Source organism: Pseudomonas neustonica, assembly GCF_003797945.1.
Lineage (GTDB): Bacteria > Pseudomonadota > Gammaproteobacteria > Pseudomonadales > Pseudomonadaceae > Halopseudomonas > Halopseudomonas neustonica.
In genome coordinates this window covers 133,906-156,802 of sequence record NZ_RKKU01000004.1, presented here as the reverse complement: position 1 = coordinate 156,802, position 22,897 = coordinate 133,906, and the positions used below count along the sequence as shown (strand labels likewise).

20 protein-coding genes are annotated in these 22,897 nt (G+C 56.0%); all 20 read right to left on the bottom strand.

Annotated features, from left to right (window positions below; all coding sequences use genetic code 11):
- Window positions 1-103: 103 nt before the first annotated feature.
- On the bottom strand, window positions 104-802 hold the full coding sequence (gene ispD / locus EF096_RS05755; RefSeq protein ID WP_123888665.1) for a 2-C-methyl-D-erythritol 4-phosphate cytidylyltransferase: 699 nt from the start codon (window positions 800-802) through the stop codon (window positions 104-106).
- Complete coding sequence (locus EF096_RS05750) at window positions 799-1,071, bottom strand: septum formation initiator family protein (protein ID WP_372237852.1); 273 nt, start codon at window positions 1,069-1,071, stop codon at window positions 799-801. Before EF096_RS05750 ends, ispD begins: the two co-directional genes overlap by 4 nt.
- Window positions 1,072-1,125: 54 nt before the next feature.
- The gene (gene eno / locus EF096_RS05745; RefSeq protein WP_123888663.1) at window positions 1,126-2,415 is read right to left on the bottom strand and encodes a phosphopyruvate hydratase; all 1,290 of its coding nucleotides are present in this window, start codon (window positions 2,413-2,415) and stop codon (window positions 1,126-1,128) included.
- Between the two features lie 43 nt (window positions 2,416-2,458).
- Window positions 2,459-3,304, bottom strand: a complete 846-nt coding sequence (gene kdsA / locus EF096_RS05740) for a 3-deoxy-8-phosphooctulonate synthase (protein ID WP_123888662.1) — start codon at window positions 3,302-3,304, stop codon at window positions 2,459-2,461.
- A 15-nt stretch (window positions 3,305-3,319) separates the two neighbouring features.
- Window positions 3,320-4,951 (bottom strand): CTP synthase, encoded by a 1,632-nt coding sequence (locus tag EF096_RS05735; RefSeq protein WP_123888661.1) that lies wholly within the window; start codon window positions 4,949-4,951, stop codon window positions 3,320-3,322.
- Window positions 4,952-5,080: 129 nt separating this feature from the next.
- A complete protein-coding gene (gene tilS / locus EF096_RS05730) occupies window positions 5,081-6,355 on the bottom strand; it encodes a tRNA lysidine(34) synthetase TilS (protein ID WP_158611240.1) in 1,275 nt (424 codons plus the stop codon).
- Window positions 6,356-6,398: 43 nt separating this feature from the next.
- Window positions 6,399-7,355, bottom strand: coding sequence for an acetyl-CoA carboxylase carboxyl transferase subunit alpha (gene accA / locus EF096_RS05725; protein ID WP_123888659.1), 957 nt, complete (start codon window positions 7,353-7,355; stop codon window positions 6,399-6,401).
- A 95-nt stretch (window positions 7,356-7,450) separates the two neighbouring features.
- Window positions 7,451-10,975 (bottom strand): DNA polymerase III subunit alpha, encoded by a 3,525-nt coding sequence (gene dnaE, locus EF096_RS05720; RefSeq protein ID WP_123888658.1) that lies wholly within the window; start codon window positions 10,973-10,975, stop codon window positions 7,451-7,453.
- Window positions 10,976-11,066: 91 nt separating this feature from the next.
- The gene (gene rnhB, locus EF096_RS05715; protein WP_123888727.1) at window positions 11,067-11,657 is read right to left on the bottom strand and encodes a ribonuclease HII; all 591 of its coding nucleotides are present in this window, start codon (window positions 11,655-11,657) and stop codon (window positions 11,067-11,069) included.
- Window positions 11,658-11,665: 8 nt separating this feature from the next.
- Window positions 11,666-12,835 (bottom strand): lipid-A-disaccharide synthase, encoded by a 1,170-nt coding sequence (gene lpxB, locus EF096_RS05710; protein WP_123888657.1) that lies wholly within the window; start codon window positions 12,833-12,835, stop codon window positions 11,666-11,668.
- A gap of 18 nt (window positions 12,836-12,853) precedes the next feature.
- Window positions 12,854-13,630 (bottom strand): acyl-ACP--UDP-N-acetylglucosamine O-acyltransferase, encoded by a 777-nt coding sequence (gene lpxA / locus EF096_RS05705; RefSeq protein ID WP_123888656.1) that lies wholly within the window; start codon window positions 13,628-13,630, stop codon window positions 12,854-12,856.
- On the bottom strand, window positions 13,627-14,064 hold the full coding sequence (fabZ, locus tag EF096_RS05700; RefSeq protein ID WP_123888655.1) for a 3-hydroxyacyl-ACP dehydratase FabZ: 438 nt from the start codon (window positions 14,062-14,064) through the stop codon (window positions 13,627-13,629). The genes lpxA and fabZ overlap by 4 nt, the downstream gene beginning before the upstream one ends.
- A 49-nt stretch (window positions 14,065-14,113) precedes the next feature.
- A complete protein-coding gene (gene lpxD / locus EF096_RS05695; RefSeq protein ID WP_123888654.1) occupies window positions 14,114-15,175 on the bottom strand; it encodes a UDP-3-O-(3-hydroxymyristoyl)glucosamine N-acyltransferase in 1,062 nt (353 codons plus the stop codon).
- A 9-nt stretch (window positions 15,176-15,184) separates the two neighbouring features.
- Window positions 15,185-15,622: an OmpH family outer membrane protein gene (locus EF096_RS05690; RefSeq protein ID WP_259364692.1), complete on the bottom strand. Its 438-nt coding sequence runs from the start codon at window positions 15,620-15,622 to the stop codon at window positions 15,185-15,187.
- Window positions 15,623-15,728: 106 nt separating this feature from the next.
- The gene (gene bamA / locus EF096_RS05685; RefSeq protein WP_123888652.1) at window positions 15,729-18,080 is read right to left on the bottom strand and encodes an outer membrane protein assembly factor BamA; all 2,352 of its coding nucleotides are present in this window, start codon (window positions 18,078-18,080) and stop codon (window positions 15,729-15,731) included.
- Between the two features lie 76 nt (window positions 18,081-18,156).
- Window positions 18,157-19,518 (bottom strand): RIP metalloprotease RseP, encoded by a 1,362-nt coding sequence (gene rseP / locus EF096_RS05680; RefSeq protein ID WP_123888651.1) that lies wholly within the window; start codon window positions 19,516-19,518, stop codon window positions 18,157-18,159.
- A 45-nt stretch (window positions 19,519-19,563) separates the two neighbouring features.
- Window positions 19,564-20,748, bottom strand: coding sequence for a 1-deoxy-D-xylulose-5-phosphate reductoisomerase (ispC, locus tag EF096_RS05675; RefSeq protein ID WP_235869640.1), 1,185 nt, complete (start codon window positions 20,746-20,748; stop codon window positions 19,564-19,566).
- Window positions 20,745-21,560: a phosphatidate cytidylyltransferase gene (locus EF096_RS05670; RefSeq protein WP_123888650.1), complete on the bottom strand. Its 816-nt coding sequence runs from the start codon at window positions 21,558-21,560 to the stop codon at window positions 20,745-20,747. The genes ispC and EF096_RS05670 overlap by 4 nt, the downstream gene beginning before the upstream one ends.
- Window positions 21,560-22,312 carry a polyprenyl diphosphate synthase gene (gene uppS, locus EF096_RS05665; protein WP_123888649.1) on the bottom strand — a complete coding sequence of 251 codons (753 nt, stop codon included), beginning with the start codon at window positions 22,310-22,312 and terminating at the stop codon, window positions 21,560-21,562. Before uppS ends, EF096_RS05670 begins: the two co-directional genes overlap by 1 nt.
- Window positions 22,313-22,337: 25 nt before the next feature.
- Window positions 22,338-22,895: a ribosome recycling factor gene (frr, locus tag EF096_RS05660; RefSeq protein WP_123888648.1), complete on the bottom strand. Its 558-nt coding sequence runs from the start codon at window positions 22,893-22,895 to the stop codon at window positions 22,338-22,340.
- Window positions 22,896-22,897: the final 2 nt, after the last annotated feature.

Genomic DNA, 22,897 nt, shown 5'->3' with positions numbered 1-22,897 from the left:
TATTCAAAGACAGGCGGTCAATCGGTAAACAACAGGAACGACCAATGGTTGGTCAACATTGACCAGGCAAACCAATAGCGGGGGGAAGAAAGACAGATAAAGATCAGTGTTGGCGGTGCGCCAGCCACTCCAGATCCTCGGGGCGGGTTACCTTGATGTTATCCGCACGCCCTTCCACCAGTAGCGGCGCCATGCCGGCCCACTCCATCGCGGAAGCTTCATCGGTAATGCTAGCACCAGCTGCAAGGGCATCCGTGAGGGCTTGCTGCAGCGCGCCCAGACGGAACATCTGTGGCGTATACGCCTGCCAGAACAAGGAGCGATCTGGCGTAGCGCTGACTCGGCCGTCATCGCCCACCTGCTTCAGGGTGTCACGTACCGGAACGGCCAATAGACCACCTACCGGATCGTCGGCCAGGGTATGAATCAACTTCTGCAGATCACTGTCAGTCAGATTGGGGCGAGCAGCATCGTGGACCAACACCCAGTCGGCATCGACGGCGCCAAGCTGGCGCAGCGCCAGCAAACCCTTGAGTACCGAGTCGGCTCGCTCGCGCCCACCTGCCGTGCGAGTGATACGTGAGTCACGAGCGCAGGGCAGCTCATCCCACCAGTCATCAGCGGCCGACAATGCCACAACCAGCCCACTCAGACCGGGCTGATCAAGAAAGCAATCCAGGGTATGTTCAATCAGGGTGCGCTGACCCCAGAGAAGGTACTGCTTTGGCCGGTCTGCCTGCATACGCGAACCGACGCCGGCCGCTGGCAGTACCACCCAGAAAGGAAGTGTCACAGCAATTATTCGCCGCTTAACTGAAACAGGGTTTCACCCTGCTTGACCATACCCAACTCATGTCGGGCACGCTCTTCGACGGTTTCAACACCTTGCTTGAGCTCGATAACTTCAGCTGTGAGCACACGGTTACGCTCCAGCAACTGTTCGTTCTCGCGCTCCTGGCCGGCAATCTGTTGTTTAAGCTGCGCCACATGCGCCAGGCTGCCTTCACCAACCCACAGGCGATATTGTAGGCCAGCCAACAAAACCAAAGCACCTAGCCATAGCCATTTCACAATATCGATACTCCTGCAAGGCTGGCAGGGAGACGTCTGTCCCCCTGCTCAACTTCAGCCGCGGAACTCAGCACGACCGTTATACGGTGCCTGACCGGCCAGTTGCTCTTCAATACGCAGCAGCTGGTTGTACTTGGATACACGGTCAGAGCGGCACAGTGAACCGGTCTTGATCTGACCCGCAGCCGTACCGACAGCCAGATCAGCGATGGTGCTATCTTCGGTTTCGCCCGAGCGATGTGAGATAACCGCAGTGAAACCAGCCGCTTTAGCCATCTGGATAGCTTCCAGTGTTTCAGTCAGCGAGCCGATCTGGTTGAACTTGATCAGAATGGAGTTACCGATTTTCTCATCGATACCGCGCTTGAGGATTTTGGTATTGGTTACGAACAGATCGTCACCAACCAACTGCACCTTGTCACCAATCTTGTCGGTCAACACCTTCCAACCAGCCCAGTCAGACTCATCCATACCATCTTCGATGGAAATAATGGGGTAGCGATCAGCCAAACCAGCCAGATAATCGGCAAACCCGGCCGCATCAAACACCTGACCTTCGCCCGCCAGATCGTACTTGCCGTCTTTATAGAACTCGCTGGAAGCGCAATCCAGGGCCAGGGTTACATCGTCGCCCAAGGTATAGCCGGCATTGGCAACAGCCTCGGAGATAGCAGCCAGCGCATCTTCATTGGACGCAAGGTTTGGCGCGAAGCCACCCTCGTCGCCAACCGCTGTATTCAGACCACGTGCCTTCAGTACTGCCTTGAGGTGGTGGAAAATCTCGGCACCCATGCGCAGCGCTTCTGCAAAGTTTTTGGCGCCGACCGGCTGCACCATGAACTCCTGAATATCCACGTTGTTATCAGCATGCTCGCCACCATTGATGATGTTCATCATGGGTACCGGCATGCTGTACTGACCGGGTGTACCGTTCAGATCAGCAATGTGTGCGTACAAGGGAACGCCCTTGGCCTGAGCTGCAGCCTTGGCCGCTGCCAACGAGACCGCCAGGATGGCGTTAGCCCCCAGGGTAGCCTTGTTCTCGGTGCCGTCCAGCTCGATCATTGCGCGATCCAGCTCAACCTGAGCGATAGCATCGCGGCCAACCAGCAATTCGCGGATGGGGCCATTGATATTGGCAACTGCCTTGAGCACCCCCTTGCCCATGTAACGACTCTTGTCGCCATCGCGCAGTTCGAGTGCTTCACGTGAACCGGTTGAGGCACCGGAGGGAGCACAGGCACTACCGATGATGCCGCCTTCGAGGATAACGTCCGCTTCAACGGTTGGGTTGCCACGCGAGTCGAGCACTTCGCGGCCTTTGATATCAATGATTTTTGCCATCTTTACTTGCTAGCTCCATATAACGGGTAATCGGGGTAAAGGCTCAAGCCGTTTCCAATTCAGGGAAACTCTTGATCAAGTCATCAAGTGTCTTCAACTGGGCGAGAAACGGCTCCAGCTTATCCAGACGCAAGGCACAGGGACCGTCGCATTTGGCGTTGTCCGGGTCGGGATGCGCTTCCAGAAACAGACCGGCCAGGCCTTGGCTCATGCCCGCCTTGGCCAGATCAGTCACCTGGGCACGGCGCCCGCCGGCAGAATCACTGCGACCACCCGGCTGCTGTAGCGCGTGGGTCACGTCAAAGAAAACCGGATACTCAAACTGCTTCATGATGCCGAAGCCGAGCATGTCGACAATCAGGTTGTTGTAACCGAAGCTGGAACCACGCTCACAGAGCACCAGGTTATCGTTACCCGCTTCCTCGCACTTGGTCAGGATGTGCTTCATCTCTTGCGGAGCCAGGAACTGGGCCTTTTTGATATTGATTACCGCACTGGTCTTGGCCATCGCCACGACCAGATCGGTTTGCCGGGACAAAAAGGCTGGCAGCTGGATAATGTCACAGACTTCAGCCACCGGTGCCGCCTGATGCGGCTCGTGCACATCGGTGATGACCGGGACATTGAAGGTGCGTTTGATCTCCTCGAAGATCTTTAGCCCCTCTTCCATCCCAGGCCCACGATAGGAGTTAATTGAAGAACGGTTGGCCTTATCGAAACTGGCTTTGAATACGTAGGGAATACCGAGTTTATCGGTTACTTCTACGTACTTTTCGCAGATTTGCATGGCCAGGTCCCGCGACTCCAGCACATTCATGCCGCCAAAAAGGACGAACGGCTTATCGTTCGCCATTTCGATGTCGCCAACCCGCACGATTTTCTGTGCCATAACCTTTTCGCTTCCTCAGGATTTGCTTTCTTTCTGCTTCAACGCGGCACCGACAAAACCACTGAACAATGGGTGGCCATAACGCGGCGTGGAGGTGAATTCCGGATGGAACTGGCACGCGACAAACCACGGATGATCTGCAACCTCAACCATCTCAACCAGTGCACCATCAACCGAACGACCAGAGATATTCAGACCACCCGCCTGCAGCTCAGGCAGCAGGTTGTTGTTGACCTCATAACGGTGACGATGACGTTCAACAATCACGTCCTTGCCGTAGCAGTCGTGTGCCTTGGAGCCAGCTTCAAGTGCACACTCCTGACCACCGAGGCGCATGGTGCCGCCAAGGTCGGACGCTTCAGTGCGGGTCTGCATTTCACCGCTGGCGGTTTGCCACTCGGTAATCAGACCCACGACCGGATGCTTTGACGTTTTATCGAACTCGGTCGAGTTGGCATCTGCCCAACCCAGTACGTTACGCGCGTACTCAATCACGGCAACCTGCATACCCAGGCAAATGCCCAGATAAGGCACCTTGTTTTCACGGGCATAACGCACCGCTGCAATTTTGCCTTCCACGCCACGCGAACCGAAACCACCCGGAACCAGGATGGCATCGACATCTTCCAGCAGCGCAGTGCCTTCCTGTTCAATGTCTTCGGAGTCGATATAACGCAGATTAACCTTGGTACGGCTCTGAATGCCCGCATGGCTGACTGCCTCAATCAACGACTTGTATGCATCGAGCAGCTCCATGTACTTGCCGACCATGGCGATGGTGACTTCATGCTCCGGGTTCAGCTTGGCATCCACCACGCGCTCCCACTCGGACAGATCGGCACCGCCACATTCCAGACCAAAACGCTCCACAACAAAGTCATCCAGGCCCTGTGCATGCAGCACCATGGGGATCTTGAAGATGGTGTCGACATCTTCCAAACCGATAACCGCACGCTCTTCAACATTGGTAAAGAGTGCGATCTTACGGCGTGAGGACAGGTCAATCGGATGATCAGAGCGGCAAATCAGCACGTCAGGCTGCAGGCCGATGGAACGCAGCTCCTTGACGGAATGCTGGGTCGGCTTGGTCTTGGTTTCACCGGCAGTCGCGATATAAGGCACCAGCGTCAGGTGCATCAGCATGGCGCGCTTGGCACCTACTTCTACCCGCAGCTGACGAATAGCCTCAAGAAATGGCTGGGACTCGATGTCGCCAACGGTACCGCCAATTTCTACCAGCGCGACGTCGGCGTCACCGGCACCCTTGATGATGCGGCTTTTGATTTCATCCGTGATGTGCGGAATGACCTGAATGGTCGCGCCAAGATAATCACCACGACGCTCCTTGCGCAGCACATCTTCATACACTCGACCGGTGGTGAAGTTGTTGGCGCGGCTCATCGTGGAGTTAACGAAACGCTCGTAGTGCCCCAGATCAAGGTCGGTCTCGGCACCATCATGGGTGACGAAGACTTCACCGTGCTGGAAAGGACTCATGGTACCCGGATCCACGTTGATGTAGGGATCCAGCTTGAGCATGGTCACCTTGAGGCCGCGGGCCTCAAGAATCGCCGCCAGGGAAGCCGAGGCAATACCCTTACCCAAAGAAGATACAACACCACCCGTGACGAAGATGTAGCGCGTCATGAAAAACCCATAGATTGAACTGTTAAGCGGCTAATGCCGCGGGGAATCGAAGGGAGTCTGCAGAAGCGGGAGGCGCTTCCAAAGTCTCGTCAAGATGGGAAGTCAGGATACCAGACAGCCCCGACTTGCTCAATCCGAAACAGGCTCCCAACTGACCGTAAAACCGCTTTGCTCGTCGCCAGTCACAGCTGGCTCGGCGTTCCAGCGTCCTGCAACCGAAACCAGCTCATCAGCGCAGTATAGCAAGGGGATACAGGGACGCAGCCAAACAGGTATCTGCGCCTGCTGAAACAGGTGCTTCAACGATTGCTTGCCACGCCCAGGCAGACAGATATGCTCGCCGCCCTGCCGATAGCGAATATGCCAGGGGCCAGCACTGGCGCTGGCTAACGCCAGATGGAGCAAACCATTACCGCCCGCTAATAACTGCACAGCGGATTGTGTACAGGCCTGCGGCACACCAGCCGAAGGCCAGTCGGTGCGCACAAACCACAAGCGACCTGACGAACGGTATAAGCGGTATTCGCCAAGATCGATCTGCGGCTGGCTGTCGGTCGCCGCCGCCAACTGACCCAGCCACTCATCCAGTCTCCGCGACGCCGGTAATAATGCACCCTGCGCAGCTAGCCAGTAGCGCAGCAGATTACGCTGGCGGGCCGGCGACAACGCACTAAGTGCGTCCATGTCCAAGCTAGGCCAATGCCGCAACCAGACATCATTCAGTGGCTTGGACGTCGCACTCAAATCCTCCGCCGCACGCTCATCCAATAACTCATTCGCCTCACCGGCGTGCCCCGCCAGGCGCAACAGGCCCTCTTCTGCCTGTGGCCAGCCATCGCGTAGTGCCGGCAACAACTGGTGCCGCAGCGCAGTGCGAGCAAAACGTGGATCGCGGTTCGCCGGATCTTCAATCCAGGCCAGCCCATGCTCACGCGCCCATAGCTCCAGATCCCGGCGACGCCAAGGCAGCAATGGCCGCAACAGCTGTCCAGCAGCCAGTTGCCGCTGTGCCGGCATACCCGCCAGACCGCGTAGCCCGGTGCCACGCATCATGCGAAACAGCAGCGTCTCCAGCTGATCGTCACGATGATGTGCCAGCAATAGCGTCGCTCCCGCTGGCAGATGCACGGCAAATGCCTGGTAACGAGCACTACGCGCCGCCTCTTCAATGCTTGCCCCCGGCGCCAGCTGAACACGCTCAACGTAAAGCTCAACGCCGCGCTTGGCGCACTCCTGCTCACAGAACGCCACCCACGCGTCCGCCTCGGCACTGAGTCCGTGGTGAATATGCATAGCGGATAGAGGGGGGAGAATCAGCTGGTCACGTAATTGCACCAGCGCATCGAGCAACACCATGGAATCCAAACCGCCGGACAAACCAACAATCCAGGCGGATGAATTCATACAAGGGCCGAGCTGCTGCTGCAGCCCTTGCAAGGTAAACATATTACTTGATACCGAAAGCCATCAGACGCTCATAGCGGCTTTCCAGCAGATCTTCGTCAGACAGCGCCTGCAACTTGTCCAGCTCGGTCAGTAACTGAGCCTTGATTCGCTCTGCGGTTTCTTGCGGAGCACGATGCGCACCGCCCAATGGTTCAGGAATAAGGCTGTCAACCAATCCCAACTCCTTCAGACGCGTAGCGGTAATACCCATGGCCTCAGCTGCGTCGGCAGCACGCTCAGCGCTTTTCCACAGAATGGACGCACAGCCTTCGGGCGAAATAACGGCATAAGTCGAGTATTGCAGCATCATCAGGTGGTCACAAACGCCGATAGCCAAGGCACCACCAGAGCCACCCTCGCCAATCACGGTAGCGATAATCGGTGTTTTCAACCGCGCCATCACTTGCAGATTCCAGGCAATCGCCTCGCTCTGGCCACGCTCCTCTGCATCAATACCCGGATAGGCACCGGGGGTATCAATAAAGGTAACGATCGGCATCTTGAAACGCTCGGCCATTTCCATCAAACGGCAGGCCTTGCGATAGCCTTCAGGTTTGGGCATACCAAAGTTACGGCGCACCTTCTCCTTCACGTCGCGGCCTTTCTGGTGGCCGATCACCATAATCGGGCGACCGTCCAGGCGGGCAACACCGCCCACGATGGCGGCATCATCGGCAAAGTGTCGGTCGCCGTGCAGCTCTTCAAAGTCGGTGAAAATGGCTTTGATGTAATCCAACGTGTAGGGACGCTGAGGATGACGAGCCATCTGCGCGATCTGCCAGCTGCTCAGGTTACCAAAAATGCTTTCGGTCAGAGACTTGCTCTTGTCCTGCAGTTTGGTGATTTCTTCGGTGATATTAAGCGAATTATCACTGCCGACCAGACGCAATTCTTCGATCTTGGCCTGCAGATCCGCGATTGGCTGTTCAAACCCCAAGTATTTCTGGCTGTTGCTCATAGGCATCCATCGTCCGCTTTCGCCCAACGCGGGCATCTAAATTTTGTTTTTACCTTACGGGATTGCCGGGCGCTCGTCGAGCACCCTCACTCCCATCATCTATAGTGCAAAGAGACGCTGTCTTTACCCAACTGGTCACGCAAACTCTGTACTAGATCGTCTGCAGGCTCGACTCGCCACTGCTCACCCAGCTTTAAAACAGCGCTCGAATCGGGTCGCTGAAGCTCTACCGTCACCGCACAACCACCACGATACTGCTGAAACAGGCTGGCCATTTTAGCCAGCGCCTGCTCGCTATGCCGAGTGGTATCCAGGCAGACTCGAACGCTATCGAGCAGACTGGTGCGAGCCTCCTCCAGGCTCATGACACGCTTGGCGCGCATACGCAGACCGCCGGAAAAATCGTCCAGCGCCACTTCACCTTCGACCACCAGCAATGCATCCTTCTGCAGTAGCGCCTGCGCATTCTGATAGGCCTCGGCAAACAGTGAGACCTCAATCCGCGCCGAACGATCATCCAGGGTCACAAACCCAACCTTGTCGCCGCGCTTGCTTTTCATCACGCGCAGATCAAACACCAGACCGGCGATGGTCTGACTCTCACGCGAGGGCCTCAGATCCAGAATGCGCTGACGGGCAAAACGCCGAATTTCACGCTCGTACTCATCAATCGGATGACCGGTCAGATACAGCCCCAGGGTATCCTTCTCGCCGCGCAAGCGTTCCTTGAAGGTCCACTCACGTGCCTTGCGGTAAGACTCATAGACGTCACGCACGGTCGACGGCCCAAGCAGCTCACCAAACAGATCATCGTGGCCACTGTCAGCACTCTTGGCAGTCTGCTCAGCAGACGCCATGGCTTCTTCCATGGCCGCCATCAAGGCAGCACGATTGCGATCCACCTGCTTCAAATAGACCGCTTCATCGGCATCGTAAAACGGACCCAGCGAGTCCAGCGCACCCGAACGAATCAAGGCCTCCATAACCCGCTTGTTAATGCGTTTGTGGTCAACCTTGGCGCAGAAATCAAAAAGATCAATAAAGGTCTCACCGGCCGCACGGGTCTGCACTATGGTCTCGACCGGCCCTTCACCCACGCCTTTGATAGCACCCAAACCGTAAACCACATCACCGGCTTCATCGACCGTGAACTTGTATTCCGACACGTTGACGTTGGGCGGCTGAATGCGCACTTTCATGCTGCGACACTCTTCGATCAGGGTCACCACCTTGTCGGTGTTGTGCATATCCGCCGACAAGACCGCCGCCATGAAAGGCGCCGGGTAATGTGCCTTCAGCCAGGCCGTTTGATAAGAGAGCAAGCCGTAGGCAGCCGAGTGCGATTTGTTAAAACCATAACCCGCAAACTTCTCTACCAGATCAAAGATATTACCTGCCAGATCACCACTAATACCATTATTAGCGCAACCCTCGATAAAGCCGCCACGCTGCTTGGCCATTTCTTCCGGCTTTTTCTTACCCATGGCGCGGCGCAGCATATCTGCGCCACCCAGGGTATAACCCGCCATCACCTGTGCAATCTGCATCACCTGTTCCTGATACAGAATGATGCCGTAGGTTGGCTTCAAAACCGGTTCGAGCCCTGCATACTGGTAATTCGGATGCGGATAGGAAACCACTTCACGCCCGTGCTTACGGTTGATGAAGTCGTCCACCATGCCCGATTGCAGTGGCCCCGGGCGGAACAGGGCTACCAGTGCGATCATGTCCTCCAGACAGTCCGGCTTGAGCTTTTTGATCAGCTCCTTCATGCCGCGTGACTCGAGCTGGAAAACCGCTGTGGTCTCCGCCTTTTGCAGCATGTGATAAGTCGGCGCGTCATCCAGTGGGATAAAGTCGATATTGAGCGGCTCCAGGCCCTGCTTTGCCTGCTCCCGGTTGATGGTTTCCATCGCCCACTTGATGATGGTCAGCGTCCGCAGACCCAAAAAGTCGAACTTGACCAGGCCAGCCGCCTCGACGTCGTCCTTATCAAACTGCGTTACCAGACCGCCACCAGCTTCATCACAATAAAGCGGCGAGAAATCGGTCAGCTTGGTCGGTGCAATAACAACACCACCGGCGTGCTTACCCACGTTACGGGTTATACCTTCAAGCTTGAGCGCCATGTCCCAGATTTCCTGGGCCTCTTCATCTCCGGCCAGAAAATCGCGCAGGATCTCTTCCTGCTCATAGCCCTTGGTCAGCGTCATGCCGACTTCAAAAGGAATCATTTTTGACAGCTTGTCGGCCAAGCCATAAGACTTGCCTTGCACTCGCGCCACATCGCGCACTACGGCCTTGGCCGCCATAGTACCGAAGGTAATGATCTGCGATACCGCATTACGACCGTACATATCGGCCACATACTCGATTACCCGATCGCGCCCCTCCATGCAGAAGTCGACGTCAAAGTCGGGCATGGATACCCGTTCCGGGTTAAGAAAGCGCTCGAACAGCAGGTCATAGGCCAAGGGATCAAGGTCGGTAATCAACAGCGAGTAGGCCACCAGCGAGCCTGCTCCGGAACCACGACCGGGACCAACCGGCACGCCATTGCCCTTGGCCCACTTGATAAAGTCCATGACGATCAGGAAGTAACCGGGAAAACCCATCTGATTGATGATCTTCAGCTCGAAGTTCAGGCGATCAATGTAGACCTGACGCTTGGCCTCATAATCCTCGGTGCCCGGCGGCAAGATCACCTTGAGCCGCTCCTCCAAACCTTCAAACGAGACCTTGTTGAGGAATTCCTCGATGGTCATGCCGTCCGGGATCGGAAAGTCGGGCAAAAAGTGTTTGCCCAGCTGCACGTCGATATTGCAGCGCTTGGCAATCTCGACGCTATTCTCCAACGCCTCGGGGATATCGGCGAACAGCTCAGCCATCTCCTCCGGTGTCTTCAGGTACTGCTCTTCACTATACTGCTGCGTACGCCGAGGATCCCCCAACACGCGCCCCTCACCAATGCACACTCGCGTCTCGTGCGCTTCGAAATCCTCGCGGCGGATAAAGCGCACATCATTGGTCGCAACCACTGGACAGCCCTTGCGGATACCCAAGGCCACCGCTGCGTGCAAGTGCTCTTCATCATTGACGCGGCTGGTACGCTGCAGCTCAAGATAAAAACGGCCGGGGAAAACCCCCATCCAGTAATCCAGCAGATCGTCTGCCGCGGCGGGCGAGTTGGACAACAGCGCCAAGCCGATCTCGCCCTCTTTGGCACCCGACAAGGCGATCACGCCCTCGCTCGCCTCAGCAATCCACTCCCGGCGAATCGTCACCAAGCCGTTGCGCTGGCCCTCGGTGTAGCCACGGGAGATAAGTTCGGTCAGGTTGCGATAACCTTCTTTGTTCATCGACAGCAACGTCATGCGCGTCAGTTGACTATCGTCCTCACCGCCCAGCACCCACAGGTCCACACCAGAAATCGGCTTGATGCCCGCACTCATGGCGCCGCGATAAAACTTGACCAGGCTGCACATATTGTTTTGGTCGGTCACGGCAACTGCGGGCATCCCGTTGTCCACCACTGACTTGATCAAGGGTTTGACCTTGACCAGACCATCGACCAGTGAGTACTCGCTATGGACACGCAGGTGAACGAAGGAAAAGCTCATATAAATCCTGTTTCAGAGGGCAAGCGGCAAGACCGCTGATTGTAACTAGGGGGGAAGCTGGCGACCAGACGCAGAGAGCACAAGTGCGATGCTAAACCAGCACCGCTCGCACAGGCGCGAAAGAGCGCCGGTGAATGGGGGTAGCCCCCAGGTCGCGCAATGCCTGCAAATGGACCGGCGTAGGATAACCCTTATGCTTGGCAATACCGTAGCCAGGATATTGCTGATCCAGCAGTTGCATCTCACGGTCACGCGCGACTTTAGCCAATATGGAGGCCGCTGCAATGGCTGGTACGCGACTATCGCCCTTGATCACCGGCTCACTGCGCATGGGTAATGCAGGGCAGCGATTACCATCGATCAATACCAGATCGGGGCGGAGCGACAAACCCGCAACAGCGCGCTGCATGGCCAGCATGGTGGCGTGCAAAATATTCAGCTCATCAATCTCATCCACCTCGGCGCGTGCAATACACCAAGCCAATGCCTGTTGCTGTATCAATGGAAACAGGGCCTCACGCCGAGCCTCGGTCAATTTTTTCGAGTCGTTCAAGCCGGCTATCGGACGGCTTGGATCAAGAATCACCGCCGCCGTCACCACAGCCCCGCAGAGTGGCCCGCGTCCCACTTCATCGACGCCCGCCACCAACTCGCCGTCAACCGGAGCGACCCAGTCCATCATCAGTTGCGTCACGTCAAATGCCCTCGCGTATTCAGCAGCTCCGACACAGCATCTGCCGCCGCCTGATCAGCATTACGCCGCAGACTGTGGTGCAACTCGACAAATACCTGCTGCGTCGCCTCACGCTCACGCGTTGGCAGTAAACGCTCCAGCAACGCCGCACCCATCGCCTCTGGCGTAGCGGCGTCCTGCAGAAACTCAGGGGCAACTTCACGCCCGGCCAACAAGTTGGGCAGCGACACGTGTCCGACCTTGACCAGACGCTTGAGAATGCGGAACGTCAGCCCGGCCATGCGATAAGCCACGACCATGGGGCGTTTGAACAGCATGGCTTCCAGCGTGGCAGTGCCAGAGGCGATTAGTACTGCGTCGCAAGCCGCCAGCACCTCATGGGCCTGACCATCAAACAGGGTTAAGGGAAGTTCGAGCCCACTTTCCGCCAGAATGTCATTCATCTGCTGGCGTCGCTCGGAACTGGCACAGGGCATGACAAATAACAGCTCTGGCTCGCGCTCCTGACACCAGGCCGCGGTATCCAGAAACAGCCGTCCCAGCTTGCGCAACTCGCCATTACGGCTACCTGGCAGCAATGCAAGAATGCGCTTGTCCTGCGGTAAGCCCAGCGCCTCACGTGCAGCCCGACGATCAGGCTGCAGTGGAATCTGATCAGCCAGCGTATGCCCAACACAACGGACACTAACCTCGTGGCGGCGATAGACTTCTTCTTCGAAGGGAAACAGAGTGAGCATCAGATCAGTCGACTTGCGGATACCCAGCACCCGTTTTTCACGCCAGGCCCACACCGAGGGGCTCACGTAATGCACGGTAGGAATACCGGCGTCGCGCAGCTGCTGTTCTACATTGAGTGTAAAGTCAGGCGCGTCAATCCCGATGAACACGTCAGGATTCTCGCCTTTCAGGTAACTGACCAGGTCGCGACGAATACGCAGCAATTCACGCAAACGCCCCAGCACTTCGACCAGCCCCATGACTGACAGCCGCTCCATAGGCACCTGGCTCTGCATGCCTTCGGCGAGCATGCGTGGCCCACCGATACCGATAAAACGAGCGTTGGGGAAGCGTTGCTTCAGTGCCTTTATAAGGCCTGAGCCCAAAGTATCGCCCGACGCCTCGCCAGCCACCAGAGCGATACACAAGGGTTTATCAGAGTGCAGCATCAACGGGACCCGCTCGGGTTATCGGGTGATGCCTCGCGTGGAGGCCAGGATAGAGTCGCGATACAGCGCCACCTCAGGGAATAGTTCAGCTGATTCTTCCAGCTCAACAAGGGCGTCTTTCAAGGTTCGACCTTGGCGGTACACCAGCTTATATGCGCGGCGCAGCGCCGTTACCAGCTCTGCAGAGTAACCGCGACGACGCATACCCTCGAAATTCATACCATGGGCACTGGCCGGGTTGCCGCTCACCATGACAAACGCCGGGATATCCTTGAACACCGCCGTATTGGCAGCACTCATCGACCAGGGACCCAAGCGACAAAACTGATGAACCGTCGTGTACCCGCCCAGGATGGCGCCATCGCCGACATGAACATGGCCGGCGATGGTGGCGTTATTGGCCATGATAATGTCGTCACCCACAACGCAGTCGTGCGCCACATGCACATACGCCATCAACAGGTTGTTGCTACCAATGCGCGTGACGCCCTGATCCTGAACAGTACCGCGGTGCAGCGTGCAGCCTTCGCGTATGACGTTGTTATCACCGATGATCAGCCGCGTTGGCTCACCGTTGTACTTTTTGTCCTGGCAGTCTTCACCGACTGAGGCAAACTGAAAAATACGGTTGCCTTTACCGATAGTGGTAGGGCCTTTGATGACAACGTGCGAGGCAACACGCGTACCAGCAGCAATCTCTACGCCCGGACCAATAAAGCTCCAGGGGCCAACCTCAACGTCATCGGCCAGGCTGGCTGCCGGGTCAACAATCGCCTGAGGATGAATTCTACTCATACCCGACGTTCCGCACAGATGATTTCGCCAGAGCACACTTCCTTGCCATCCACTACCGCGCGGCAAGCAAACTTCCAGATACCACGTCTGTCACTGAGGTAACGCGCTTCAAGTTGCAGCTGATCACCCGGCACTACCGGCTGACGGAAACGCAGCTTATCGGAGCCGACAAAGTAATAAAGCGTGCCATCGGAAGGCTGAACACCCATCATTTTAAAACCCAGAAGACCAGCCGCCTGCGCCATGGCTTCAATGATAAGCACACCCGGCATGATGGGGTGCTGCGGAAAGTGTCCGTTAAAAAAGGGCTCGTTAACCGACACATTCTTATAGGCGCGAATATGCTTACCCTCAAGGTCCAGCTCCACTACCCGATCAACCAACAGAAACGGGTAACGGTGAGGCAGGTATTCTTTTATTTCGTTGATATCCATGTATTCGCAGGCCTTGCTGAAAAAAGTATAGGCACCTAAGAGGTGCTGATCAGGATTTGGATGAGTCCTGCGTCCCTTGAGTCACCACCTGGAGCTGCTTCTCCAACTGCTGAACCCGTTTCGCCAGCGTGTCCAGTTGGCGAATGCGTGCAGCACTCTTCCTCCATTCTGCCGCCGGCTGCATCGCCGTGCCGGAAGAATAGGCACCAGGCTCTGTAATTGAGCGCGTCACCATGGTCATGCCACTGACAAATACATTGTCGCAAACCTCGATGTGGCCGACCATGCCCACCCCACCCGCAATCATGCAATGCTTGCCAATATGGGTGCTGCCGGAAATACCCACACAGGCCGCCATGGCCGTGTGATCACCAATATGTACGTTGTGCGCGATCTGAATCTGGTTGTCGAGTTTGACGCCGTCGCCAATCAAGGTGTCGGCAACGGCACCGCGATCAATGGTGGTATTCGCGCCAATCTCTACGTCATTGCCGATGCGCACACCACCAATCTGGGCAATCTTCTGCCACTGCCCGGCGTTGTTGGCAAAACCGAAGCCCTCGGAACCGATAACCGCTCCGGACTGAATCACCACACGCTCACCAATAACAACATCGTGATAGACAGTGACCCGAGCCGCCAGCCACCCGCCCTCGCCTATTTGTGAGCGAGCACCGACAACACACTGAGCACCGATACTGGTATGTGCAGCAATATGCGCTCCAGACTCGATGACAGCGCCAGGACCAATGCTGGCAGTGGGATCAACCACAGCGTCTTCAGCCACGACCGCGGCAGGATGAATTCCAGCTAAAGCACGTGGTTTGGGATCAAAATGGTGCGACAAGCGCGCATAGCTCAAATACGGATCGGCGACGATCAACGCATTACCGGCAAAGCCGTCTGCGTCAGACTCGGTCAAGAGGACCGCGCCAGCGCGCGTATTTGCCAAAAACTTGCGGTACTGACTGTTGGAAAGAAAAGCCAGGTGCTGCGGATCAGCCTCCTGCAGCGTGGCCAGACCGCTGATCAACAGATCAGGGTCACCAACCAGACGCGCGCCGAGCTCTTCAGCCAGGCGCGCGAGGGTAAAGCTGACGTTGCCAGTCATGGCGATACTTCAGCGAGTGCTGTTCAGGCGTTCGATAACCTGACGCGTGATATCAAACTCTGGCTTGACCTCAACCACACCGCCGCGGTCCAGCACCAGATCGTAGCTGCCGTTCTGCAGAATAGTCTCAACCGCTGCATCCAGCTTGGGCTTGAGTGCTTCCAGCATTTCACGGTCGGACAAGGCTTTGGCTTCGTTCAATTCCTTGGACTGAACCTGGAATTCACGCGCTTTCTGGCGGAATTCAAGCTCCAGCTTTTCACGCTCGCTCTGATTCAACTGAGCGCCGTCACGCTGCAGACGCTCTTGCAGACGCTTGGCTTCTGCTTCGAGGTTCTTCAGGCGTTGCAATTGAGCACCAAACTTCTTTTCCGCATCAACGGAGTACGCTTTGGCTGCATCTGACTCAAGCAGAGCCATTTGGTAGTCCAAAACTGCAATCTTCATTTCAGCAGCGGCCTGAAAACTGACCAATGCCAGCAGCGACAATACTGTCACGCGAATAAACTTACCCACTCTAATACTCCCGATTGCACATCGTTGATTTTCTGAATCAGAACGTCTGACCCAGAGTAAATTGGAACACCTGCGTATCATCCTCAGACTGGCTGTTCAGCGGCATACCCAAACTGAAACCCAGTGGGCCCAACGCAGTTAGCCATGACAGACCAATACCCGCGCTGTATCGCATATCGGCTAGTTCGACATCACCACAGCCTGGGTTATCTGAGCCATTGTTCAACACAGAGTTGGAACAATACGTATCGTAAACGTTACCCACATCAAGGAACAGTACCGTGCGCAAGGAACGCTGATCCTTCACGAAAGGCGCCGGAAAAATAAGCTCTGCGCCGCCAGTAAGCTTGATGTTACCACCGAAGGGCAACTGATCCTGATCCGGATCAGCTGTTGCCGGCGTACTTTTCGGCCCCAGGGTACTGTCTTTGTAGCCACGCACCGAACCGATACCACCGGCATAGTAATGCTCATAGAAGGGCATTTGATCGGTAGAGCCAAAGCCTTTGCCAAAACCAAGGTCGGTATGGAAGCGCAGCGTAAGATCATCCGTCATGGCAAAGAAGCGTTGTGCGCGATAATCCAGCTTGTAGAAGCTCAGATCGCTACCCGGTATGGAAATATCAAAGCCCAGATTTTGCGAGTAGCCACGGTCAGGGAATACGCCCCGGTTAAGGGTGTTCTGCGACCATGAACTGTTAAAGAAGAAGTTGGTAAAGCTATCCCCTTCCTTGTCCAGGAAGTTAACAATTTCCTGGACGGTGTAGGTCCCGGTCTTCAAGCTATCTTGCTGAGCACTCAGACCAAAAGAGACACGTGAGTTGTCACTGATCGGGTAACCGAAATTAAAGCCACCGCCGAAAGAGTCGACCGCATAGCTGGAAATGTCGACGTTCAGCTCATCATAGTCAGTTGTGCGATAAAAGGCGTTGTAACCCAGGCTGATACCGTCAACGGTAAAGTAAGGATTCAAAAAGCCGTACGACAACGAAGTCTGATACTCGGACCGGTTGGCGCCGACGCTTACGCGATTACCGGTACCAAAGAAGTTATTCTGGCTGATCGAGCCGCCCAGAATAATACCCGAGCTCTGCGAGAAGCCCAGGCTCGCCGTCACCGAACCGGAGGGCTGTTCTTCTACGGTGTAGTTCACGTCGACCATATCCTCAGCACCGGGAACAGGCACTGTTTCGACGTTCACTTCCTTGAAGTAACCAAGGCGCTCCAGGCGCGTCTTGGACTCATCAATCAGATAGGTAGACGCCCAGCCAGCTTCCATTTGGCGCATCTCACGACGTAGCACCTGATCATCTGTCTTGGTGTTGCCACGGAAATTGATGCGATTGACATAGGCGCGATTGCCAGGGTCCACATAGAAAGTAACCGATACCGTCTTGTCGTCTTCGTGAATCTCCGGAATACCATTGACGTTGGCGAAGGTATAACCCTCGTTCCCCAAGCGACGACTGATCAGATCAGAGGTTGAGGTCACTACCTGGCGGGAGAACACCTGATTGGGTTCAATCAACATCAAACGCTTGATTTCGGCTTCGCCCACCACCAGGTCACCGGAAAGACGAACATCGCGGATCGTATAGCGATCACCTTCGTTAATATTAACGGTGACATAGACGTGCTTCTTGTCAGGCGTAATAGATACCTGAGTCGAAGACACAGCCATGTTGATGTAACCGCGATCGAGGTAGTAAGAGCGTAAGCGCTCCAGATCGCCCGCCAGCTTCTCACGCGAGTACTTGTCATCGTTGCGCAGGAAAGACAGCCAGCCACTGGTCTTCAGTTCGAATAGATTAACCAGCTCTTCGTTATCGTAAACCGTATTACCTACCACGTTGATATGAGCGATAGAGGCAATTGAGCCTTCATCTACCACAATTTTCAGCGCTACTCGGTTGCGCGGCTCGGGAATGACCTGGGTTTCGATGTCAGCCGAATAGCGGCCTTGAGAAACGTACTGGCGCAGCAACTCGTTACGCACGCCTTCCAGTGTAGCGCGCTGGAAAATCTCGCCCTCGGACAAGCCCGCAGCGCTCAACCCCTTGAGCAGATCTTCGCTCTTGATTGCCTTGTTGCCCTCAAGCTCGATTGACGAAATTGAAGGTCGCTCAACCACGCTAATAATAAGCACATCGCCATCACGGCCGAGCTGTACATCCTCGAAGAAGCCGATGCGGAACAACGCACGGGTTGCCTCCACCAACTCCTGGTCATCCACCTGATCGCCAATATTCAGTGGCAAGGCTCCAAACACGCTGCCGGCGGAGACCCGTTGCAACCCATTGACGCGGATATCGGAGATCTGGAAGGCGTCGGCAAAAGCTCCCGGCGCCATAAGTATCAGAAGAAGCGCAGGCAATAGGTAACGTTTCATGAAGTCCGTTCTGAATAGCTGGTTAAAATAGTGCTGCCTAAAGAGGCAACTCATGTTCAGGCAGTGGTGCAGCCCATCAGCCGCCTAAGCGACTAATATCGTTATAAATCGCGAACAGCATAACCCCTACGATGAGGCTAAGGCCAATCTGCAGCCCCCAAGTCTGTATCCTTTCGGACAGAGGCTTGCCCCTGATCAACTCGGCGACATAATAAACCAGATGCCCACCATCCAATACCGGCACCGGCAACAGATTCAAAACACCCAAACTAATACTCAGGTAAGCAATGAAGCTGAGAAAGCTTTCCAATCCCGACTTGGCTGAAGCGCCCGCCACTTTAGCAATGGTTATCGGGCCACTCAAGTTTTTTGCCGAGACAAGCCCTGTCAGCATTTTCTTCAGCGAATCCAGAGTGAGCGCGGTCATACCCCAAGTTTTCTGTAGTGCCACCGGCACTGCCGCCAAAGGATTATGATGAATCTCGCGCATCATGTCGGCAGGCCATTCAAACCCGGCCACGCCAGCACCGATATAACCCAGTACTTCGTCATTCTGCGCTTTGGCCGCTGGAATCAGCTCAAGTTCAACCTGTTTTGCATCGCGCTCTATATCCAGCAGCAGCTTTTTCTGCGGGTTAGCCTGGATCGCGGGCACCACGTCACTGACCCAATCTGAAACGGGCTCGCCATTGACTGCGACAATAAGATCTCCGGGCTGCAGCCCGGCACGTTCAGCCGCTCCGCCGGGCTCTACTTGGCCAATGCGCGGAGCAACCTTGGGCTGCCAGCTGGCCATACCCAAAGCGGCCAATGGATCAGGCTCCTCCGCCCCCTTCAGCCAGCTATCCAATTGCACGGCGTATATCTGCGGACTTCCGCCATCACGCTCTTGCGCCTCAACCTTGAGCACTCCTGTCTCACCAAGACGTCGGATCAGCTGCAAATTGACGTCATGCCAACTGGGCGTGGGCTCTCCGTCGATAGCAATCAGCTCAAGATTCTCGTGCAATCCAGCGCGTGCCGCAGGAGTATCAGCCTCAACCGGGCCGAGAACAGGCACTAGCGTGGTTACACCCAATACCGCGATCAACCAGAAAGCCGCAATTGCCAGCAGGAAGTTAGCCACCGGGCCTGCCGCGACTATCGCAATACGCTGCCCTACTGGTTTACGGTTAAAGGCCTGGCCAAGCTCTGCAGCCGGCACCGGGCCTTCGCGCTCGTCAAGCATCTTGACGTAACCACCCAGTGGGATGGCAGCAATGGCGTACTCTGTTCCGCGGCGATCATGCCAGGTATACAAAGCCGGGCCAAAACCAATGGAAAAGCGCAGCACTTTAACGCCACAGCGCCGCGCCACCCAAAAGTGACCATATTCGTGAATGGTGACCAGCAGGCCCAAGGCAACAACAGTGGCCATAAGGGTAAACAGCAGTTCCATTCAGGGGACCTCACATGGATTCAGGACACGGCAAATAAGTAATAATCAGCGACGCTGAACAAGCCAGGCTTCAGCAAGCTCACGCGCTTTGCGGTCTGCCAGCATGATGTGATCCAGATCCAGGACCGCCTCACTTGGCATCGACCCTAACGCGTGCTCGATCATAACAGGGATATCAGTAAAGCCCATACGCCCTGACAGAAAGGAGGATACCGCGACCTCATTGGCAGCGTTCAGGATCGCACAGGCAGTGCCCCCAGTTGCGGCGGCCTGCCGCGCCAACTTGAGGCATGGAAAGCGCTCACCATCCGGCGCCTCAAAATCCAGTCGCGCCACGGAAAGCAGATCCAGCGCGCTGACGCCGGAGTCGATGCGTCGCGGCCAGGCTAGCGCGTGCGCTATCGGCGTACGCATATCAGGATTACCCATTTGAGCCAGTACGGTACCGTCCACATAATCCACCAGCGAATGCACAACGCTTTGCGGGTGGACCACTATTTCGACCTGGTCCGGGCGCGCGTCAAACAGCCAACAGGCTTCGATCAACTCCAACCCTTTGTTCATCATGCTGGCGGAATCAACCGAGATTTTTTGACCCATAGACCAGTTGGGGTGAGCACAGGCCTGGGCAGGCGTCACAGAGGCCAGCTGCTCAGCGCTGAACTCGCGGAAAGGTCCGCCGGACGCGGTCAACAGAATACGCCGCACCCCCACCTTGGCTAGCCCCGATTTGTAATCGACGGGCATACACTGAAAGATGGCGTTGTGCTCACTGTCGATAGGTAGCAGCTGAGCACCAGAGTCACGCACCGCCTGCATAAATAGCGCGCCTGACATCACCAAAGCTTCTTTATTGGCCAGCAGCACGCGCTTGCCCGCCTTGACTGCCGCCAGCGTGGGCCGCAATCCGGCGGCACCGACAATCGCGGCCATCACAATATCTACACAGCCGTCAGCGGACACCTCAGCCAGCGCCTCAGCACCATGGCGAACCCGAGTCGGGACGCCATGGCTATCCAGCCGCGACTGCAGCGATAGCGCCTGCTGCTCGTCCGCGACCACCGCGTAGACGGGCCGATGTAACACGCACTGGTCCGCCAGCACGTCCATGCGACTGTGACCAGTCAGGGCGTGCACCCGATATTCGTCAGGATGGCGAGCGATAACATCCAGCGTACTTACTCCGATTGAGCCAGTAGCGCCGAGGATTGTGATCCGCGAAACGGTCACGCCAAATAGCTCCCGAGGAGCAACCAAAATCCGACGAACATAGGAATAGCTGCCGTAAGGCTGTCTATCCGGTCGAGTACACCACCATGCCCAGGTAACAGACTACTGCTGTCCTTTAAGCCCTCTTCGCGCTTGAAAAGACTTTCGGCAAGGTCTCCGACCACTGAAATCAATACCACCAGGCCAGCACCCAAGACTCCCAGCAAGATGGCTGTCGCTCCCCAACCGAGGTAAAACATCGCAGCCAGAGCAAGAAGTTCACTGACGATCAAGCCGCCCAGCAAGCCTTCACGGGTTTTACCCGGACTGACATTCGGCATTAACTTGTTGCGACCAAACGTCTTGCCTGCAAAGTAAGCGCCGATATCTGCCGCCCACACCAGAATGAGCAGAGAAAAAATAAGCCACAAACCATATTCCTGAGCACGCAACCAAACCAGACCAGCCCACGCTGGCAGTAACACCAGCAAGCCGAACAGTTGACGCACAAAGCTACCCTGCCATACGCCTTTGCCTGCGGGATAACGCACTATCATCACAGTGGCAAAAGCCCACCAAAGCAACGCTGGAATAACGTAGTAGATAATAGGCCAGCTATCACGATACAAGCCGATCATGAACAGTCCCAGGGTCAAGGCGTAGATAATGCGTCCAGCCTGCCTGGTCTCGCCACACAGTCGAGCCCATTCCCAGGCCCCCAGCGCGACCACCGCCCCAATAAAGAAGGCAAACCAGGCACCTTGCAGCAGGATGAAGCCTGCTGCGGCCAAGGGTGCCAGAATAAGTGCAGTAATTACCCGTTGTTTGAGCATCAGGACTCCGCTGCAAGCTGTTCGCTGGTTTTGCCAAAGCGGCGCTGCCTGCAGGAAAAATCAGCCAAAGCCTCACGCAGAGCGTCCTGCTTGAAGTCAGGCCAAAACAGATCGGAAAAATAAAATTCGGTGTAGGCGAACTGCCAAAGCAAAAAATTACTGATGCGCTTTTCACCACCGGTGCGAATACACAGGTCTGGCATAGGCAAATCGGCTGTAGACAATCGCGACTCGATATCCTGCTCAGTGATCCTGACTGGGTCCAGTCCACCGCGAGCGGCCTCGACAGCGAGCTGCCGAACCGCCTGCGTTACATCCCAATGACCACCGTAATTGGCTGCAATAACCAACGTCAGGCGAGTCTCGTTGGCGGTCGCTTCTTCAGCCTTCTGCATTGCCTGCTGCAGCTCTGGCGCAAAACGGCTGCGATCACCAATTATCTGCAGCCGAACACCATTCTCTCGGAGCTTACGCACTTCACGGCGCAATGCACCGAGAAACAACTCCATCAGAGCACCTACTTCATCCTCCGGCCGCCGCCAGTTTTCACTGGAAAAGGCGAACAAAGTGAGTACCTCGACACCGTCCTCGATACACACTTCTATCATCGCCTTCACCGCGTCGACTCCGGCCTTGTGACCAGCGACTCCGGGCAGATAACGCTTGCGCGCCCACCGATTATTGCCATCCATGATAATGGCAACATGACGTGGCATTTCGGCTTGAGCGCCGGTGCTGCTGTTATTGTTCATGCCAGGCTCACTCAACAGACAGTGATCAAATTGCCATCAGGTCTTTTTCCTTGGCTTCAAGAGCCTTGTCGACCTCTGCAATGAACTTGTCAGTCAATTTCTGAACGTCATCCGCGGCGCGACGCTCTTCATCTTCACTGATTTCCTTCTCTTTCTGCAGGTCCTTCAGCTGACTCAATGCATCGCGACGAATATTGCGCACGGCGACACGCGCATTTTCTGCCTCAGAGCGCGCCTGCTTGGTATAGCCCTTGCGGGTTTCTTCAGTAAGGGCGGGCATTGGCACGCGAATAGTGGTACCGGCAGTCGCAGGATTAAGACCCAAGTCAGACGTCATGATCGCCTTTTCGACAGCCTGGATCAGGCTCCGGTCGAAAACGCTCAGCGCCAGGGTGCGCGCATCTTCAACGTTCACGTTGGCGACCTGGCGCAGCGGAGTGTCGGCGCCGTAGCAGTTAACCATCACGCTATCCAGGATGCTGGGGTGGGCACGACCAGTACGAATCTTGGCAAAAGCATGACCCAGAGACTCTACCGATTTACCCATGCGCGCCTGCGCGTCCTTCTTGATTTCGTTGATCATTC

What these genes read in the sequence shown, in the direction of transcription:
- eno (WP_123888663.1), bottom strand. Translation starts at nt 2,415, where the DNA reads ATGGCAAAAATCATTGATATCAAAGGCCGCGAAGTGCTCGACTCGCGT.
- kdsA (WP_123888662.1), bottom strand. Translation starts at nt 3,304, where the DNA reads ATGGCACAGAAAATCGTGCGGGTTGGCGACATCGAAATGGCGAACGAT.
- EF096_RS05735 (WP_123888661.1), bottom strand. Translation starts at nt 4,951, where the DNA reads ATGACGCGCTACATCTTCGTCACGGGTGGTGTTGTATCTTCTTTGGGT.
- tilS (WP_158611240.1), bottom strand. Translation starts at nt 6,355, where the DNA reads ATGAATTCATCCGCCTGGATTGTTGGTTTGTCCGGCGGTTTGGATTCC.
- accA (WP_123888659.1), bottom strand. Translation starts at nt 7,355, where the DNA reads ATGAGCAACAGCCAGAAATACTTGGGGTTTGAACAGCCAATCGCGGAT.
- dnaE (WP_123888658.1), bottom strand. Translation starts at nt 10,975, where the DNA reads ATGAGCTTTTCCTTCGTTCACCTGCGTGTCCATAGCGAGTACTCACTG.
- rnhB (WP_123888727.1), bottom strand. Translation starts at nt 11,657, where the DNA reads ATGATGGACTGGGTCGCTCCGGTTGACGGCGAGTTGGTGGCGGGCGTC.
- lpxB (WP_123888657.1), bottom strand. Translation starts at nt 12,835, where the DNA reads ATGCTGCACTCTGATAAACCCTTGTGTATCGCTCTGGTGGCTGGCGAG.
- lpxA (WP_123888656.1), bottom strand. Translation starts at nt 13,630, where the DNA reads ATGAGTAGAATTCATCCTCAGGCGATTGTTGACCCGGCAGCCAGCCTG.
- fabZ (WP_123888655.1), bottom strand. Translation starts at nt 14,064, where the DNA reads ATGGATATCAACGAAATAAAAGAATACCTGCCTCACCGTTACCCGTTT.
- lpxD (WP_123888654.1), bottom strand. Translation starts at nt 15,175, where the DNA reads ATGACTGGCAACGTCAGCTTTACCCTCGCGCGCCTGGCTGAAGAGCTC.
- EF096_RS05690 (WP_259364692.1), bottom strand. Translation starts at nt 15,622, where the DNA reads ATGAAGATTGCAGTTTTGGACTACCAAATGGCTCTGCTTGAGTCAGAT.
- bamA (WP_123888652.1), bottom strand. Translation starts at nt 18,080, where the DNA reads ATGAAACGTTACCTATTGCCTGCGCTTCTTCTGATACTTATGGCGCCG.
- rseP (WP_123888651.1), bottom strand. Translation starts at nt 19,518, where the DNA reads ATGGAACTGCTGTTTACCCTTATGGCCACTGTTGTTGCCTTGGGCCTG.
- EF096_RS05670 (WP_123888650.1), bottom strand. Translation starts at nt 21,560, where the DNA reads ATGCTCAAACAACGGGTAATTACTGCACTTATTCTGGCACCCTTGGCC.
- uppS (WP_123888649.1), bottom strand. Translation starts at nt 22,312, where the DNA reads ATGAACAATAACAGCAGCACCGGCGCTCAAGCCGAAATGCCACGTCAT.
- frr (WP_123888648.1), bottom strand. Translation starts at nt 22,895, where the DNA reads ATGATCAACGAAATCAAGAAGGACGCGCAGGCGCGCATGGGTAAATCG.